Origin of the sequence: Neoroseomonas rubea (assembly GCF_016106015.1) — a bacterium.
GTDB classification, from domain to species: Bacteria; Pseudomonadota; Alphaproteobacteria; order Acetobacterales; family Acetobacteraceae; genus Neoroseomonas; species Neoroseomonas rubea.
The window spans coordinates 1-15,506 of sequence record NZ_JACADQ010000071.1 but is presented as its reverse complement, the minus strand read 5'-3'; the positions used below and the strand labels follow the sequence as shown (position 1 = coordinate 15,506).

At 71.2% G+C, this 15,506-nt stretch carries 15 protein-coding genes; 11 read left to right on the top strand and 4 right to left on the bottom strand.

The features are described 5' to 3' along the window. A partial coding sequence (locus tag HW577_RS09895) for a LabA-like NYN domain-containing protein (protein WP_198375977.1) occupies positions 1–600 on the bottom strand: 600 nt, incomplete at its 3' end. Positions 601–671: 71 nt separating this feature from the next. Between HW577_RS09895 and folK the strand changes: the two genes are divergently transcribed. The 7 genes from folK to era all read left to right on the top strand — a co-directional run bounded on the left by folK (position 672) and on the right by era (position 7,125). Further along, positions 672–1,214: a 2-amino-4-hydroxy-6-hydroxymethyldihydropteridine diphosphokinase gene (folK, locus tag HW577_RS09890; RefSeq protein WP_198375976.1), complete on the top strand. Its 543-nt coding sequence runs from the start codon at positions 672–674 to the stop codon at positions 1,212–1,214. A 191-nt stretch (positions 1,215–1,405) separates the two neighbouring features. Beyond that, positions 1,406–1,798, top strand: coding sequence for a DNA-directed RNA polymerase subunit omega (gene rpoZ, locus HW577_RS09885; protein WP_198375975.1), 393 nt, complete (start codon positions 1,406–1,408; stop codon positions 1,796–1,798). Between the two features lie 142 nt (positions 1,799–1,940). After that, the gene (locus HW577_RS09880) at positions 1,941–4,184 is read left to right on the top strand and encodes a RelA/SpoT family protein (RefSeq protein ID WP_232474815.1); all 2,244 of its coding nucleotides are present in this window, start codon (positions 1,941–1,943) and stop codon (positions 4,182–4,184) included. Between the two features lie 136 nt (positions 4,185–4,320). Beyond that, positions 4,321–4,728 carry a holo-ACP synthase gene (gene acpS / locus HW577_RS09875; protein WP_198375973.1) on the top strand — a complete coding sequence of 136 codons (408 nt, stop codon included), beginning with the start codon at positions 4,321–4,323 and terminating at the stop codon, positions 4,726–4,728. Positions 4,729–4,817: 89 nt separating this feature from the next. Next, positions 4,818–5,570 carry a signal peptidase I gene (gene lepB, locus HW577_RS09870; RefSeq protein ID WP_198375972.1) on the top strand — a complete coding sequence of 251 codons (753 nt, stop codon included), beginning with the start codon at positions 4,818–4,820 and terminating at the stop codon, positions 5,568–5,570. After that, positions 5,567–6,235 (top strand): ribonuclease III, encoded by a 669-nt coding sequence (gene rnc, locus HW577_RS09865; protein ID WP_198375971.1) that lies wholly within the window; start codon positions 5,567–5,569, stop codon positions 6,233–6,235. The genes lepB and rnc overlap by 4 nt, the downstream gene beginning before the upstream one ends. Next, entirely contained in the window at positions 6,232–7,125 is an 894-nt protein-coding gene (gene era / locus HW577_RS09860; RefSeq protein ID WP_198375970.1) for a GTPase Era, read from the top strand. Before rnc ends, era begins: the two co-directional genes overlap by 4 nt. A 12-nt stretch (positions 7,126–7,137) precedes the next feature. Here the strand turns inward: era and HW577_RS09855 are convergent, their stop codons facing one another. Continuing rightward, the gene (locus HW577_RS09855; RefSeq protein ID WP_198375969.1) at positions 7,138–9,126 is read right to left on the bottom strand and encodes a cache domain-containing protein; all 1,989 of its coding nucleotides are present in this window, start codon (positions 9,124–9,126) and stop codon (positions 7,138–7,140) included. 106 nt (positions 9,127–9,232) lie between these two features. Between HW577_RS09855 and recO the strand changes: the two genes are divergently transcribed. Then, positions 9,233–9,982, top strand: a complete 750-nt coding sequence (gene recO, locus HW577_RS09850; RefSeq protein WP_198375968.1) for a DNA repair protein RecO — start codon at positions 9,233–9,235, stop codon at positions 9,980–9,982. Here recO and HW577_RS09845 read toward each other — a convergent pair. Next, positions 9,954–10,238 carry a hypothetical protein gene (locus HW577_RS09845; protein WP_198375967.1) on the bottom strand — a complete coding sequence of 95 codons (285 nt, stop codon included), beginning with the start codon at positions 10,236–10,238 and terminating at the stop codon, positions 9,954–9,956. The genes recO and HW577_RS09845 overlap by 29 nt on opposite strands. Before the next feature lie 69 nt (positions 10,239–10,307). On the opposite strand from HW577_RS09845, the gene parC reads away from it, so the two are divergent. Both parC and HW577_RS09835 read left to right on the top strand, forming a co-directional pair. Further along, positions 10,308–12,530, top strand: coding sequence for a DNA topoisomerase IV subunit A (gene parC, locus HW577_RS09840; protein ID WP_198375966.1), 2,223 nt, complete (start codon positions 10,308–10,310; stop codon positions 12,528–12,530). 196 nt (positions 12,531–12,726) lie between these two features. After that, positions 12,727–13,272, top strand: coding sequence for a hypothetical protein (locus HW577_RS09835; RefSeq protein ID WP_198375965.1), 546 nt, complete (start codon positions 12,727–12,729; stop codon positions 13,270–13,272). Between the two features lie 12 nt (positions 13,273–13,284). On the opposite strand, the gene tyrS is transcribed toward HW577_RS09835, so the two are convergent. Further along, a complete protein-coding gene (gene tyrS / locus HW577_RS09830) occupies positions 13,285–14,511 on the bottom strand; it encodes a tyrosine--tRNA ligase (RefSeq protein ID WP_198375964.1) in 1,227 nt (408 codons plus the stop codon). Between the two features lie 67 nt (positions 14,512–14,578). On the opposite strand from tyrS, the gene HW577_RS09825 reads away from it, so the two are divergent. Further along, on the top strand, positions 14,579–15,506 hold a 928-nt coding region (locus HW577_RS09825; RefSeq protein ID WP_198375963.1), incomplete at its 3' end, for an anhydro-N-acetylmuramic acid kinase.

The following is a 15,506-nucleotide window of genomic DNA, read 5'->3' as shown; positions in this document are numbered from 1 at the left end:
CGCGGGGGGCGGGGCCGCGACGGCTGCCGGCGGCGGCGCGGCGGGGGTGGCGCGGCCGCGCGGCTCGATCTGCCGGCGCGTGATCTGCGGCGCGATCTCCTCCAGTTCGAGGAAGGCATCGGCCTGGCGGCGGAGTTCGTCGGCGATCATCGGCGGCTGCGCGCGCAGCGAGGAGACGACGGTCACGCGCACGCCCATCCGCTGCACCGATTCCACCAGCCGCCGGAAATCGCCATCGCCGGAGAACAGCACGACGTGGTCGAGCTGAGGGGCGAGTTCGAGCATGTCGACCGCGATCTCGACATCCATGTTGCCCTTCAGGCGCAGCCGGCCCGTCGGGTCGGATTGCTGCTTGGCCGGCTTCGTGACCACCTGCCAGCCATTGTAGGCGAGCCAGTCGGTCAGCGGGCGGAGCGGGGAGTAGTCCTCCGTCTCGACCACCGCGGTGTAGTAGAAGGCGCGGACGAGGTAGGTGCCGCCGCGGAAATAGTCGAGCAGCGCGGCGAAATCGATCTCGAAGCCGAGCGCGCGGGAGGTGTGGTAGAGGTTCGCCCCATCCACGAAGACGCCGATGCGCTCCGCACCCCCTGATCGCCGCATGTTGGTCCTGCCTTCCCTGGCGCCGCCGTATCGCGGGCGGGCGTCCGCTACACCGTCCGCCGGGTCCTGTCATGTCGGCTGAGGTCGCGCTGGTGGCGATCGGCGCCAACCTGCCGCGCGCCGGCGGCGCGGGGCCGCTCGAGACCTGCCGCTGGGCCGTCGGGCGGCTCGGCGCGATCCCGGGGCTGCGGGTCGCCGCCGTGTCCTCCTGGTGGGAATCGGCGCCGATCCCGCCCGACCCGCGCTCCCCCCCCTATGTGAACGGCGTGGCGCGGCTGGAGGGGGAGGCGACGCCGGAACGGCTGCTCGCCGTCCTGCACGCGATCGAGGATGAGGCCGGGCGGGCGCGGCCCTTTCCGAACGCGCCGCGGGTGCTCGACCTCGACCTGATCGACCTGTCCGGCCGGGTGCTGGCCGGGCCGGCGCCCATCCTGCCGCATCCGCGGGCGGCGGACCGCGCCTTCGTGCTGTGCCCGCTGGCGGAGGTCGCCCCCGGCTGGGTCCACCCCGTGCTGGGCAAGACGGTGGAGGCGCTGGTCGCGGCGCTCCCACCCCAGGAGATCCGCCGCCTGCCGGCCGATGAGAGCAGTATCGGATCAGCCGGCAGCGGCTGATCCGATGTCTCGCCCTTGGAACGAGCGATGCTGCAGCACTGTCCGATCACACGGATCGAGGGTGATCGGATAGTGGCTTGAGCGTGGTTGCGCCTTGCTTCCAGGGCGGGGCGTGGCTATGTGGAAGGTTCACCGGCATGCCCGGGCGCCGGGGGACCCCTCCGCGCGCCCCACATCTGTTTGGAGCCTCCATGGCGCGCGTTACGGTCGAAGACTGCATCGAGAAGATCCCGAACCGCTTCGAGCTCGTGCTGCTCGCCGCCCAGCGCGCGCGCAACATCAGCCGCGGGGAGCAGATCGAGGTCGAGCGCGACAACGACAAGAACCCCGTCGTCGCCCTGCGCGAGATCGCCGAGGAGAAGGTCGAGCTCGCCGGCCTCGAGGGCGACCTGATCAAGTCGCTGAGCCGCGCGCCGGAGCCCGAGCCGGCCGAGGAGGAGGTGATGGACATCATCGCCACCGACGAGAACATCTTCGGCATCATGGAAGTGCAGGACGAGACGCTGCCGGAGGCCTCCGCCGAGGATCTGTCGCCCGACGACATCGAGGCGGCGATCGCCGCGGAACTGGCCGGCAAGCGCTAGGGCGGCTTCCACATGCGTGGAACCCGCCCCTGCTTCGTCCCACGAGCATCCTCACGCGCGCGGCCGATGACGGCCGCACGCGGTCTGCTCTAGGGCGACGCGCATGGGCCAGGGCGCCGCAGGCCGCCCCCGCAACGGCCCCATGCCGGCCCCCGAGGGGCTGCGCGGCACCGGGACACTGAGCCCCGGTGCCGAACTCGCGGCCAAGGTCCTCGCCTATGATCCCCGTGCCGATGGCAGCCTGATCGAGCGCGCCTATGCGCTCGCCGAGGAAGCCCACGCCCCGCAGCGGCGGGAGGACGGGCAGCCCTACATCGTCCATCCGCTCGCTGTCGCCGACATCCTCGCCGGCTACCGGCTCGATGCCGCGACCGTCGCGACCGCGCTGCTGCACGACACGGTCGAGGACACCGGCGTCACGCTGGCCGAACTCGAGAAGCGCTTCGGCAAGGAGGTGGCGCGCCTGGTCGACGGCGTGACCAAGCTGACGCGGCTCGAACTGCAATCGGAGCGCACGAAGCAGGCGGAGAACTTCCGCAAGCTGGTCCTGGCCATGAGCGAGGACATCCGCGTCCTCATCGTCAAGCTCGCCGACCGGCTGCACAACATGCGCACCATCGGCGCGGTGGCGAAGCCCGAGAAGCGGGTGCGCACGGCGCGCGAGACGCTGGAGATCTACGCCCCGCTCGCCGAGCGCATTGGCATGGACGCGCTCAAGACCGAGATCGAGACGCTGTCCTTCCGGGAGATGAACCCGGATGCCTGGCAGACCATCGCCGCGCGCCTGACCTATCTGCGCGGCCAGGGCGCCGACCTGATCGAGGAGATCGAGCGGGATGTGCGCCGCGTGCTGCGGGACGCGGGCGTCGACGTGCTGGAGGTGCAGGGGCGGGAGAAGTCGCCCTATTCCATCTGGCTCAAGATGCAGCGCAAGAACGTGGCGTTCGAGCAGCTGTCCGACATCATGGCCTTCCGCGTCATCGTGCACGACAAGGGCGACTGCTACGCCGCGCTCGGCGCCATCCATTCCGCCTATCGCGTCGTGCCCGGCCGCTTCAAGGACTGGATCAGCACGCCCAAGACCAACGGCTACCAGTCCGTCCACACCGGCGTGACGGTGCCGGAAAAGCGCAACGCCAAGATCGAGGTGCAGATCCGCACGCGCGAGATGCACGAGGTCGCCGAGATCGGCGTCGCCGCGCACTGGATCTACAAGCAGGGCGAGGAAGGCGCGACCGGCCGCAAGAAGCGCTACCCCTGGGTGCGCGACCTGCTGGAGATCCTGGAGTCCGCCTCCGACCCGCAGGACTTCCTCGATCACACCAAGCTCGAACTGCATCGCGACCAGGTCTTCTGCTTCACGCCCAAGGGCGACCTGATCGAGTTGCCGCGCGGCGCCACGCCGGTCGACTTCGCCTACCAGGTGCACAGCCAGGTCGGCGACAACACGGTGGGTGCGAAGGTCAACGGCAAGATCGTGCCGTTGCGCCACCCGCTGGAGAACGGCGACCAGGTCGAGATCATCACCGCCCGTGGCGGGTCGCCCAACCCGGCCTGGGAACGCTTCGTCGTCACCGGCAAGGCGCGTGCGCGCATCCGCCGCTTCGTCCATGCCCGGCAGCGCGCCGAACAGCGGGAGGAAGGCCGCGCCGCGATCGCGAAAGCCTTCCGCGCCGCGGGGCTCGACTTCAGCGAGAAGATCGCCGAGCCGGCGGTGAAGGCGCTGAAGCAGCCGGATTTCGAGACGCTCAGCGTCGCGGTGGCGAGCGGCAACCTCTCCCCGCGCGAGGTGCTGCACGCCGCGGTGCCTGAAATGCGCACGCATATGCGCTCGGTGGACCAGATGCCGCTCGCCCGCCCGCGCGGGCGGCTCGGCGCCGGGCCTACGCTGATGGCGGGCAAGGCGGACCGCGCACCTTCCTCGAAGCGCGATTCGGCGATGGGCGTGACCGGGCTTGTCTCCGGCATGGCGGTGCATTTCGCCGGCTGCTGCCACCCGCTGCCCGGCGACCGCATCGTCGGCATCGTCACCACGGGCCGGGGCGTGACGATCCACAAGCATGACTGCCACGGGCTCGAGGCCTTCTCCGCCACGCCCGAGCGCTTCATCGACGTGGACTGGGAATATGATGGCGGGGCGAAGGGCGCGCATGTCGGGCGGATCGAACTGACGGCCGAGAACAATGCTGGCGCGCTGGCCGGGCTGACGACCGCGATCGCGCGGCAGGAAGGGGCGGTGAACAGCCTTCGCATCCTCAACCGCGCCGGGGAGTGGTGCGAGGTGCTGCTGGATGTAGAGGTGCGCGACACCTCGCACCTCGCCGCGATCCTCGCCGCGCTGCGCGCCTGCCCGGGCGTCACGCAGGTGGACAGGGCGAAGGGATGAACGCCCGTCCCGCCCGCCGCCAGGCGCGAGCACCCGCAGGCGTGAATCGTATGGCCCCCACGTGCGATCGCCGGAGGGCGCAGCGCCGCCAGGCGCGAGCATCCGCAGGCGTGAATCGCATGGCCAAGCATACACCATGATCATCGGCATCGGCTCCGACGTCCTCGACATCCGCCGGCTCGAGCGGACGATCGAAAAGCATGGCGACCGCTTCCTCGAACGCATCTTCACGCCCCTGGAGCGCGCCAAGGCCGAGCGGCGAACGGAGCGGATCCGCGCCGCCACCTACGCCAAGCGCTTCGCGGCGAAGGAAGCGGCGTCGAAGGCGCTCGGCACGGGCTTTCGCGCCGGTGTCTTCTGGCGCGACCTGGGCGTGGTGAACCTGCCCTCCGGCCAGCCGACGCTGCGCCTGACGGGGGGCGCGGCGGAACGCCTCGCCGCCATCACGCCCCCCGGCCACAGGGCGGAGATCGCCCTGACCATGACCGACGAATTCCCCTATGCCCAGGCGATGGTGGTCATCACCGCCGTCCCGCTTCCTTGACAGCGCGCCCCCGCGCTGTTTTCCCTCGCCCGCCCGCGCCGACCGGTCGCGGCTGAACCCCCTGACCAGGCCGTCGAAACACCCCATCCATGGCGAAGAAGAAGACCGGCGGCTGGCTGGAAAGCATCAAGACGATCGTCTACGCGGCGCTGATCGCGATCGGCATCCGCACGATCGCCTTCGAGCCCTTCAACATCCCCTCCGGGTCGATGATCCCGACCCTGCTGGTGGGGGACTACCTGTTCGTCTCGAAGTATTCCTACGGCTATTCGCGCCATTCGATGCCGTTCAGCCCGCACCTGTTCGACGGGCGCATCTTCGGCCGCCTGCCCGACCGCGGCGACGTGGCCGTCTTCAAGCTGCCGCGGGACGGGTCCACCGACTACATCAAGCGCATCGTCGGCCTGCCCGGGGACCGCATCCAGGTGCGCGGCGGCATCCTGCACATCAACGGGGAGGCGGTCCGCCGCACGGCGCTCGGCCCCTTCACGGTGGAAGGGGACGGGCCGCGCATCACGGTCCGGCGCTTCCTCGAAACCCTGCCGGCCGCGGCGGGCGGGGCGGCGGTGTCGCACCAGATCCTGGAAGCGACCGACGACGGGCCCTTCGACAACACCGCCGAGTTCCGCGTCCCCGAGGGCCATGTCTTCGCCATGGGCGACAACCGGGACAACAGCCTCGACAGCCGCGCGATGAACGCGGTGGGCTTCATCCCCATCGAGAACCTGGTCGGCAGGGCGGAGTTCATCTTCTTCTCGGTGGACGGTTCCGCCGCCTGGTGGGAGGTCTGGGGCTGGCCCTTCGCCATCCGCTGGAGCCGGCTGTTCTCCGCCGTGCGATGAGCGGCATCGAGGACCGCCTCGGCCACGCCTTCGCCGACCCGGCGCTGCTGGGCCAGGCGCTGACCCATCGGAGCGCGGCCGATGCCCGCGGCGGACAGCTCGATTCGAACGAGCGGCTGGAATTCCTCGGCGACCGCGTGCTCGGCCTGCTGATGGCCGAATGGCTGACCGAACGCTACCCGGAGGAACGCGAGGGCAACCTCACGCGCCGCCTCTCCTCCCTCGTGGCGTGGGAGACGCTCGCACGGGTGGGCGAGGCGATGGGCCTGGCCGAGGCGCTGCGCATCCCGCCCGGTGAGGAACGCGCCGGGCTGCGTGCGCGCCAGACCGTGCTGGCCGATGCCGTGGAAGCCCTTCTCGGCGCGGTGTATCGCGATGGCGGGCTGGACGCGGCGCGCGCCGTGGTGCGCCGGCACTGGGCCGCGCTGCTGGATGCCGCGCCAAAGCCGCCGGTCTCGGCCAAGAACCGGCTGCAGGAACACACGCTCGGGCGGGGCCTTGGCCTGCCCGAATATCGGCTCGTCTCCGCCGCCGGCCCCTCCCACGCGCCTTTCTTCGTGGTGGAGGTCACGGCCGAAGGCCGCAGCGCCGAAGGCAACGGCGAGACGAAGCGCGCGGCGGAACTGGCCGCCGCGGAAGCCTGGCTTGCGGGGATCTCGCCATGACGACGCGCTGCGGGCTTGTCGCCATCGTCGGCGCGCCGAATGCCGGCAAGTCCACCCTGGTCAACCGCATGGCCGGCACGAAGGTGACGATCGTCTCGCCCAAGCCGCAGACGACGCGCTTCCGCATCCGCGCCGTGATTATGCGCGACGCGGCGCAGATCATCCTGGTCGATACGCCGGGCATCTTCGCTCCGCGCCGGCGGCTGGATCGCGCCATGGTCGCGGCCGCCTGGGGCGGCGCGCAGGATGCCGACCTCGCGCTGCTGGTGGTCGATGCGCGAGCCGGGCTGACCGATGCGGTGCGCAAGATCGTCGAGGGGCTCGCGAAGTCGCGCCGGCCGGTCTGGCTCGCGCTGAACAAGACCGACCTGATCCCGGCGCCGCGGCTGCTGCCGCTGACGGCCGAACTCAACGCGCTGCTGCCCTTTGCCGAGACCTTCATGATCTCGGCCGAGAAGGGGGATGGGATCGACCGGCTGGAAGCGGCATTGGCCGCCGCCATGCCGCCCGGTCCCTACCTGTTCCCCGAGGACGACCTGACCGACCTGCCGAACCGGATGCTGGCGGCGGAGATCGTGCGCGAACAGATCCTGCGCCAGACGCACCAGGAAGTGCCGCACCACGCCTCGGTCGAGACCGAGCAGTGGACGGAGAACGAGGACGGATCCGTTCGCGTGGACTGCACCATCTATGTCTCCCGCGCCACGCAGAAGGCGATCCTGATCGGGGAGAAGGGCAGCCGCATCCGCGCCATCGGGCAATCGGCGCGGATCGAGCTGACGAAGCTGCTCGACCGCACCGTGCACCTGTTCCTCAACGTGAAGGAACGGGAAGGCTGGGACGAGGAACGGGCGCGGATCCGCGCGATCGGCCTGGACGACGCCGGCTAAGCCGCTGCGGCCCTAAGCCGCGCGCCGCTGCCCGAGCCCCGCGATCACCGCGTTCACCGCCGCGCGCGTCGCCGCGTCCTGGCGCAGCGTGCAGGCGATGCCCGCGGCCGAGCCGCGCACGATCCGCGCGGGGAGCGGCGCCCCGCCGGCGAAGCGGACCTCCACCCGCATCCCGGCTGCGGCGTCGATCCCCGGCGTCATGGCCGCGCCGCCGAAGGAGATGTCGGCCAGCCGCGCGGTGTGCACGCGCCCATCCGGCAGGCGCAGCTCGACCGGCATTCCCTGGCCCGGGACGCGCTCATAGGCGCGGCGATCCTCGGCTTCCCGCATCGCGGCGAGGAATCCGTCGAGTTCCGCGCGCAGGCTTTCCGCCTCCTGCCCGTTGCGCTCGGCGGCGGACAGCACGTCGCTGCCCAGCCCATGCGCCTGGTCGGCGAGCGCGCCGAATTCCGTCATCGCGCCGCTCGCCGCCGATGTCGCGGCGGTGACGACCTGCGTCGATTCCGCGATCTCGCGCGTCGCCTTGCCCTGTTCCTCGACCGCGCCGGCGACCGAGGCGGCGATCGCCTCGACCCGCGCGACCGTCTGGCCAATGGCGGCGATGCCCTCGCAGGCGCGGCGCGTCGCCTCCTGCACGGCCGAGATGCGCGTGCCGATCTCGGCGGTGGCCGTGGCGGTCTGCGCGGCGAGCGCCTTCACTTCGCTCGCGACGACGGCGAAGCCCTTGCCGGCTTCCCCCGCGCGCGCCGCCTCGATCGTCGCGTTCAGCGCGAGCAGGTTGGTCCGCCCGGCGATGTCCTCGATCAGCCGCACGACGCCGCCGATCGCCTCGGCTTCGCCCGCCAGGCCCGCGACGAGCCGGTCGCTGGCCTGGGATTGCGCGACGGCCTGCGTCACGGCTTCGGTCGCGGCACCCACCTGGCGGGCGATCTCCCCGGTGCTGGCGGCGAGTTCCTCGGTCGCGGCAGCGACGGAGGAGAGGTTGCGCGCCGCCCCCTCGGCTTCCGCGCCGGTTTCTTGCGCGCGCGCGCGGATGCGCGCGGCGGCGCCGGCCATGGCTTCGGCGACTTCCCGCATGCGGCCGGCGCTTTCGACGACGTTGCCCATGGCGCCGGATGCCGACGCGCCGAATTCCTGCACATGCGCTTCCATCGCGGCGTGGCGCTGCGCAGAGGCGGCGCGGGCGGCCTCGGCCGAGGCTTCCAGTTCACGCTTGTCGAGCGCGTCGCGGCGGAAGGTCTCGAGTGCGGCGGCGAGGCGCCCGACCTCGTCAGCCCGCCCCGCGCCGGCGATCGGATGGTCGAGTTCGCCGCTTGCCAGGGCCGTGGTGCTGCGCGTGACCGCGCCGAGCGGGCCCGCGATGCCGCGCGCGAGCAGCGTCGCGAACAGCCCGACGAGCAGCCCCGCCAGGCCCGCCTCGCCGAGCGCCCAGACCCAGATATCCCGCTGCGCCGCGCGCAGGTCGTCGACGTAGATGCCGGTGCCGACCACCCAGCCCCAGGGCGCGAAGCCGCGCACGAAGGAGAGTTTCTCGACCGGCTGCGCCGCACCCGGGCGCGGCCACATGTAGCCGACGACGCCGCCCTCGGGCCGGCCGCGCACCATGTCCACGAAGCCCTGGAAGAGGCGGAAGCCGTTCGGGTCGGCGAAGGCCGAGAGGTCCTGGCCGTTCAGGTCGGGCCGGAAGGGGTGCATCACCATCCGCGGGCCCATGTCGTTCACCCACACGTATTCCTGGCCGCGGTAGCGGATGGCGGACATGGCCTCCGTGGCGCGACGCTTCGCCTCCTCCTCGCTCGCCTGACCGGCGGCGACACGCGCCTGCTCGGCGGCGGCGATGGCGATGGCGCCGTCGACCACGGTGGAGAGCATGGCGGTGCGCTCGCGCTCCAACTCGCCGCTCCGCGTCATCGCGTTCAGCGCGCCGACGAGGATGAGGCCGGCGAAGGCGATCGCGGTAATCAGGTGGATGCGGAGCGAAATGGGCAGGCGGGCGAGCATGAAGGGCCTCGTCGTGGCGGCGGAGGCGCTACACTGGGCACCCCGGACTCAAGCAGACGTGAACGTCCGGGCGCGTGTCCGCGAATTCATCCGTTGAGGAATGCGAATGGAATGGCAGGCCCCCGCCATCGTGCTGGATGTCCGCCCGCATGGCGAAGGGGCGGCCGTCGTCGCTCTGCTGACGGAGGAGCACGGCCGCCATGCGGGACTCGCCAAGGGTGGTGCGTCGCGCGCCCAGGCGGGGCTCTGGCTGCCGGGCAACCTGGTCGAGGCGCGCTGGATCGCCCGCCTGCCGGACCAGCTGGGCGCGCTGAGCGGGGAGATGGTGCACCCGGCCGCGGCGCTGGCGATGGAAGATCCGCTGGCGCTGGCGCTGCTGTCTTCCGCCTGCGCCATCGCCGCCGATGCGCTGCCGGAGCGAGAGCCGCATCCGCGCGCCTTCCAGGCGCTGGTCTCCCTGATCGGGCATCTCGCCGGCGGGGCGGAGGGCGTGATGGCCGACTATGTGCGCTGGGAGGCGCTGGTCCTCAGCGAACTCGGCTATGGGCTGAACCTCGCCGCCTGCGCCGTCACCGGCGTGACGGAGGGGCTGACGCATGTCTCCCCGCGCACGGGGCGGGCGGTCAGCGCCGGCGCGGCGGCGCCCTATGCCGGGCGGCTGCTGGCGCTGCCGGCCTTCCTGCGCGATGGGAGCGGCGACGGCGATGCGACCGGCTGGGATGCCGGGCTGCGCCTGACGGGACATTTCCTGGCGCGCGACGCCTTCGGGGCGCGCCATCGGCCGGTGCCGGAGGCGCGGCTGCGCCTCGCGGACCGGGTGGCCGCACTCAGTGCAGCGTGCCGCGATACAGGATAAGGCCGATCCGGCCGGTGATGGCCGTTTCGTAGGCGTCCTGGAAGGCGGGTTCCATCGCCTCCAGCGCGCCGGGGTCGAGCGGCCCGGCCTCCTGCACCGCGATCGGCCGCCAGCCGAGCCGTTCGAGGCCGCGCGTGACCACGGCTTCCGCCTGCGCGCCGGCCGGCGCGCGGGCGAAGCCGAGCAGGACCTGGCGCATGGCCTCCGGCCCGCCGCTTTCGGCCACCGCGTCCGCCTTGACGATCCACACCTGCATCGACCTGCCCCTGGCTCTTCGACGGTACGAAGGCTAGACCCCAGCCCCTAACGAAGCCCGAATCAAACCATGCCCATCGACAAGACGGAATCCCCCCCCGCCGGGGGCGAACGCGAGACCCGTCTCGCGGACGCACTCTCTGAACGCTACCTGGCCTACGCCTTATCCACGATCACCGCACGGTCCCTGCCGGACGTGCGGGATGGGCTGAAGCCCGTCCATCGCCGGCTGCTCTGGGCCATGCACCAGCTCCGGCTCGATCCGGAGGCGGGGTTCAAGAAATGCGCCCGCATCGTCGGCGACGTAATGGGCAAGTACCACCCGCATGGCGACAGCAGCATCTATGAAGCGCTGGTGCGCCAGGCGCAGGAATTCGCCGCGCGCTACCCGCTGGTCGAGGGGCAGGGCAATTTCGGCAATATCGACGGCGATAACGCCGCGGCCATGCGCTACACCGAGGCGCGCCTCACGCAGGTCGCGCAGGCGATGCTGGATGGCATCGAGGAGAACGCGGTCGATTTCCGCGCCACCTACGATGGCGAGGAACGCGAGCCCGTGGTGCTCCCCGCGGCCTTCCCGAACCTGCTTGCCAACGGCGCAGCCGGCATCGCGGTCGGCATGGCGACCTCCATCCCCCCGCACAATGCGGGCGAGCTCTGCGACGCCGCGCTCGCGCTGATCCAGGACCCGAAAGCGGACCTGCTGGCCCATATCCGCGGCCCGGACTTCCCGACCGGCGGCGTGCTGGTGGAACCGCCCGAGGCGATCCGCGAGGCCTACGAGACCGGCCGCGGCGGCTTCCGTGTTCGGGCGCGCTGGGAACGGGAAGCGCTGAAGAACGGCACCTGGCAGATCGTGGTGACCGAGATCCCCTACCAGGTGCAGAAGGCGAAGCTCATCGAGCAGATCGCCCAGCTGCTGGAGGAGAAGAAGCTCCCGCTGCTCGGCGACGTGCGGGACGAGAGCACCGACGTCGTCCGCCTGGTGCTGGAACCGAAGTCCCGCACGGTCGAGCCCGCGGTGCTGATGGAGACGCTGTTCCGCGCCACCGCGCTGGAATTCCGCTTCCCGCTCAACATGAACGTGCTGGATGCCGAGCGCACGCCGCGCGTGATGTCGCTGCGGGAGGTGCTGCGGGCCTGGCTCGACCACCGCCACATCGTGCTGGTGCGGCGGACGGAGCACCGGCTGGCGGCGATCGCCCGGCGGCTCGAGATCCTCGACGGCTACCTCATCGCCTATCTCAACCTGGATGAGGTGATCCGCATCATCCGCACCGAGGACGAGCCGAAGCCCGAACTGATGAAGGCCTTCGGGCTGACCGACCTGCAGGCGGAATCGATCCTCAACATGCGGCTGCGCAGCTTGCGCAAGCTCGAGGAAATGGAGATCCGCAAGGAGCACAAGAAGCTCAGCGCGGAGCAGAAGCGGCTGCAGGGGCTGATGGGCTCGGAGAAGAAGCGCTGGGACGCGATCGCGGAGGAAATCGCCGCGACGCGCGCGAAGTTCGGCGACGGTGCGCTCGGCCGGCGGCGCACCGAGACCGGCCGCCTGCTGCCCGCCGTGCTGGTGGACGAGACCGCCTTCGTCGAGCGCGAGCCGATCACCGTCATCCTGTCGGAGAAGGGCTGGATCCGCGCGCAGAAGGGGCACATCCCGCTCGATGGCGAGATCCGCTTCAAGGAAGGCGACAGCCTGCTGGTCGCGCTCCATGCCGAGACGACCGACCGCATCGTGGTCTTCGCCACGAACGGCAAGGCGTACACGCTCAAGGCCGACGCCCTCCCGCGCGGGCGCGGCGACGGCCAGCCGGTGCGGCTGATCGTGGAGCTGACGAATGAGGACGCTGTCGTGGCCATGTTCGTCCATCGCGACGGGCAGCGCTTCCTGGTCGCGGCCTCCGACGGCAAGGGCTTCATCGTGAAGGGGGAAGACCTGCTGGCGGAAAAGCGCACCGGCAAGCAGGTGCTCAACGTCGATCCGCCGACCGAGGCCGCGCTTTGCGTGCCGGCCGATGGCGACAGCGTCGCGGTGATCGGGGAGAACCGGAAGCTGCTGGTCTTCCCGATCGAGCAGGTGCCGGAGATGACGCGCGGCCGCGGCGTGCAGCTGCAGGCCTATCGCGATGGCGGGCTGTCCGACGCGAAGGTGTTCACGCGCGCCGAGGGCCTTTCCTGGACGCTCGGCGGGCGGACGCGGACGGAGACGGATCTCCGCCCCTGGCTCGGCAACCGCGCCGGCGCCGGCAAGGCGCCGCCGAACGGGTTCCCGCGGGGGAACCGCTTCGAGTGAGGCGCCTCGGGGAGGGGCTGCCCCTCTCCGACCCCTGGCGAACGGTCGATGCGGACAGGCCCCTTCGGGTCGTGCCCTGGCGGCCGGGCGCGCGCATTCCGCACCGCGATCGCCCGGTGTGCTGAAGCACTTCGTCGTCCTGCGACATCGGCCATGTTGAAACCGTACCGTTGTCCAGGCGATGAAGGAGAGCCCGATGGGGTGGTGGGAAGCGCGTTCGTCCCGGTGGGAATGCTGCGTCGTCGCGCAGATGGGCGGGGCCGCCGTGCTCGGTGGCGGGGTGTTCTTCCTGCAATGGCGCTCGCCCGACGTGCCGGTAAAGCCGGTCTTCATCGCCATCGCGGGCGGCGCCGGGGTCGGGGGCAGCGTCGGCAGCGCGGTCGGCATCCCCTATGCCGATGTCGTCCGGCAGCTCATCAACCCGAACTTCCATCCGCCGACCGACAGCTATGGCTGGTCCAACATGGACGGCACCTGTTCGTGCCGTGACCTGCAGCGATCCTCCTTCAGCATCGTCTCGGCCGGCGCCTCGGCCATCGTGGTGGGCGCGCAGGTCGCGTCGCTCGAATTCAACGATGTCGGGCTGTTCTCGACGCGCTTCCTGTGCCGGACGCGCATCACCATCCCGCCCAACCTGCCGAGCTTCGGCCGCGCCCTGTACGAGGCGCCGCAAATCCAGGGCGGGCTCGGCGCCGGTGCCTTCGCCTTCACCGGCATCGCGGTCTATATCGGCGCCAGTTGACGTCGCGGGCGATCAGCCCGCGCGCACCAGCACGTGCCGCTTGCGCCCGGCTGAAAGCTTCGCCGCGCCGTCGCGCAGGTCGGCTGGCGTCACGCTCAGCGCCACGTCGGTCACCACCGCGTCGTTCAGCCGCAGCCCGTTCTGCGCGATCAGCCGCCGCGCCTCGCCCTTGCTCGCGGCGAGGCCAGCCTGTACCGCCAGGTCCACGAAGGGCGCGGGCAGGGCGGCGGTGATGCTGGGCAGCGTCTCGGCGGCCGCCCCTTCCTCGAAGGCGCGGCGCGCGGTCTCAGCCGCGGCCTCGGCCGCCGCGCGGCCATGCAGCAGCGCGGTTGCCTCGGTAGCCAGCACCTTCTTCGCCTCGTTCACCTCGGCGCCGGCGAGCGCGCCCAGGCGCCGCACCTCCTCCATCGGCAGTTCGGTGAACAGGGCCAGGAAGCGGCCGACATCCGCATCCTCGGTGTTCCGCCAGAACTGCCAGTAGTCGTAGGGGCTGAGGCGGTCGGGGTTCAGCCACACCGCACCCGCCGCGGTCTTGCCCATCTTGGCGCCGGAGGCGGTGGTCAGCAGCGGCGTCGTCAGCACATGCGCATGCCCGCCCGCCATGCGGCGGATGAGTTCCGCCCCCATGACGATGTTCCCCCACTGGTCCGACCCGCCCATCTGCAACACCGCGCCGTGGCGGCGGTGCAGCTCCAGGAAGTCGTAGGATTGCAGCAGCATGTAGTTGAACTCGAGGAAGCTCAGCGAATGCTCGCGTTCCAGCCGCAGCTTCACGCTGTCCATGGTCAGCATGCGGTTGACGGAGAAATGCCGGCCCACGTCGCGCAGGAAGGGGATGTAGCGGAGCTCGTCGAGCCATTCGGCGTTGTCGAGCATCATCGCGCCGGCGTTGAAATCCAGCAGCGCCTCGAAGGTGCGGCGGATGCCGACCTTGTTGGCCTCGATGATCTCCTCGGTCAGCAATTGCCGCGCCTCGTCCTTGCCGGACGGGTCGCCGACCTTGGTCGTGCCGCCGCCGATCAGCGCGATCGGCCGCCCGCCGGTCTTCTGCAGCAGGCGCAGCAGCATGGTCGGCAGCAGGTGCCCCACATGCAGGCTGTCCGCCGTGCAGTCGTAGCCGATATAGGCGACGAGCCCGCCCTTGTTCAGCGCGGCGTCCAGCTCCGCCTCGTCCGAGGTCTGGTGGACATAGCCGCGTTCCTTGGCAATGCGCAGGAAGTCGCTGTTCGGGCCGCTCATGGTCTCGTGCTCGCTCGCCGGGGGGCTATCGCGGGAAGGGCAGGGGGGCTAGCACGTCACTGCGATGCTGAGAACCATCGGGCTCATGAGCGGCACCTCGCTCGACGGGGTGGACGCGGCCTATCTGGAGACGGACGGGGAGACGATCGGGCGGCTCGGCCCGCGCCTGACCCTGCCCTACGACCCGGCGCTGCGCCGGATGCTGCGCGGATTGCTCGACCGCGCGGAGACGCTCTCCGGCGACGATCCCGAGCTGCTCGACGCCATCCGCCGCCTGACCGACCGCCATGCCGAGGCGCTCGAGGCGCTCGGCCTGGAAGCGGACCTGGTGGGCTTCCACGGCCAGACCATCCTGCACCGCCCGCCCGTCGCGGGGCGCAACATAACGCCTTTCACCTGGCAGGTGGGCGACGCCGCCGCGCTGGCGCGGCGGACGGGCATGACCGTCGCCTATGATTTCCGCTCGGCCGATGTCGCCGCCGGCGGTCAGGGCGCGCCGCTCGTACCCGTGTTCCACCGCGCGCTGTCGCAGCCGCTGCCCAAGCCGCTTGCCATCCTCAACCTCGGTGGCGTGGCGAACGTGACCTGGCTGGGGGAGGGCGGGGAGATGCTCGCCTTCGACACGGGCCCCGCCAACGGGCCGCTCGACGACTGGGCGCGCAAGCATACAGGCAAGGACTACGACGCGGCGGGCAAGCTGGCGCTGGCCGGCCAGGCGGATGGGGCGGTGCTGGGGCGGCTGATGGCGCACCCCTATTTGTCCGCGCCGCCGCCGAAATCGCTCGACCGGCTCGATTTCGACCGCGCGCTGAAGGAAGCCGGCGCGGCGGAGCTCTCGGCGGCCGATGGCGCGGCGACGCTCTGCGCCTTCTGCGCCGTCTGCGTCGCGGCCGCGGCGCGGCTGTTCCCCGACCCGCCGCTGCAATGGCTCGTCGCCGGCGGCGGCCGGCGCAACCCGGCGCTGATGCGAGATCGGGAGGGCACACGACTGAGCT

What these genes read in the sequence shown, in the direction of transcription:
- rnc (WP_198375971.1), top strand. Translation starts at nt 5,567, where the DNA reads ATGAGCGGCATCGAGGACCGCCTCGGCCACGCCTTCGCCGACCCGGCG.
- folK (WP_198375976.1), top strand. Translation starts at nt 672, where the DNA reads ATGTCGGCTGAGGTCGCGCTGGTGGCGATCGGCGCCAACCTGCCGCGC.
- acpS (WP_198375973.1), top strand. Translation starts at nt 4,321, where the DNA reads ATGATCATCGGCATCGGCTCCGACGTCCTCGACATCCGCCGGCTCGAG.
- era (WP_198375970.1), top strand. Translation starts at nt 6,232, where the DNA reads ATGACGACGCGCTGCGGGCTTGTCGCCATCGTCGGCGCGCCGAATGCC.
- lepB (WP_198375972.1), top strand. Translation starts at nt 4,818, where the DNA reads ATGGCGAAGAAGAAGACCGGCGGCTGGCTGGAAAGCATCAAGACGATC.
- parC (WP_198375966.1), top strand. Translation starts at nt 10,308, where the DNA reads ATGCCCATCGACAAGACGGAATCCCCCCCCGCCGGGGGCGAACGCGAG.
- rpoZ (WP_198375975.1), top strand. Translation starts at nt 1,406, where the DNA reads ATGGCGCGCGTTACGGTCGAAGACTGCATCGAGAAGATCCCGAACCGC.
- HW577_RS09845 (WP_198375967.1), bottom strand. Translation starts at nt 10,238, where the DNA reads ATGCAGGTGTGGATCGTCAAGGCGGACGCGGTGGCCGAAAGCGGCGGG.
- recO (WP_198375968.1), top strand. Translation starts at nt 9,233, where the DNA reads ATGGAATGGCAGGCCCCCGCCATCGTGCTGGATGTCCGCCCGCATGGC.
- tyrS (WP_198375964.1), bottom strand. Translation starts at nt 14,511, where the DNA reads ATGAGCGGCCCGAACAGCGACTTCCTGCGCATTGCCAAGGAACGCGGC.
- HW577_RS09835 (WP_198375965.1), top strand. Translation starts at nt 12,727, where the DNA reads ATGGGGTGGTGGGAAGCGCGTTCGTCCCGGTGGGAATGCTGCGTCGTC.
- HW577_RS09880 (WP_232474815.1), top strand. Translation starts at nt 1,941, where the DNA reads ATGCCGGCCCCCGAGGGGCTGCGCGGCACCGGGACACTGAGCCCCGGT.
- HW577_RS09855 (WP_198375969.1), bottom strand. Translation starts at nt 9,126, where the DNA reads ATGCTCGCCCGCCTGCCCATTTCGCTCCGCATCCACCTGATTACCGCG.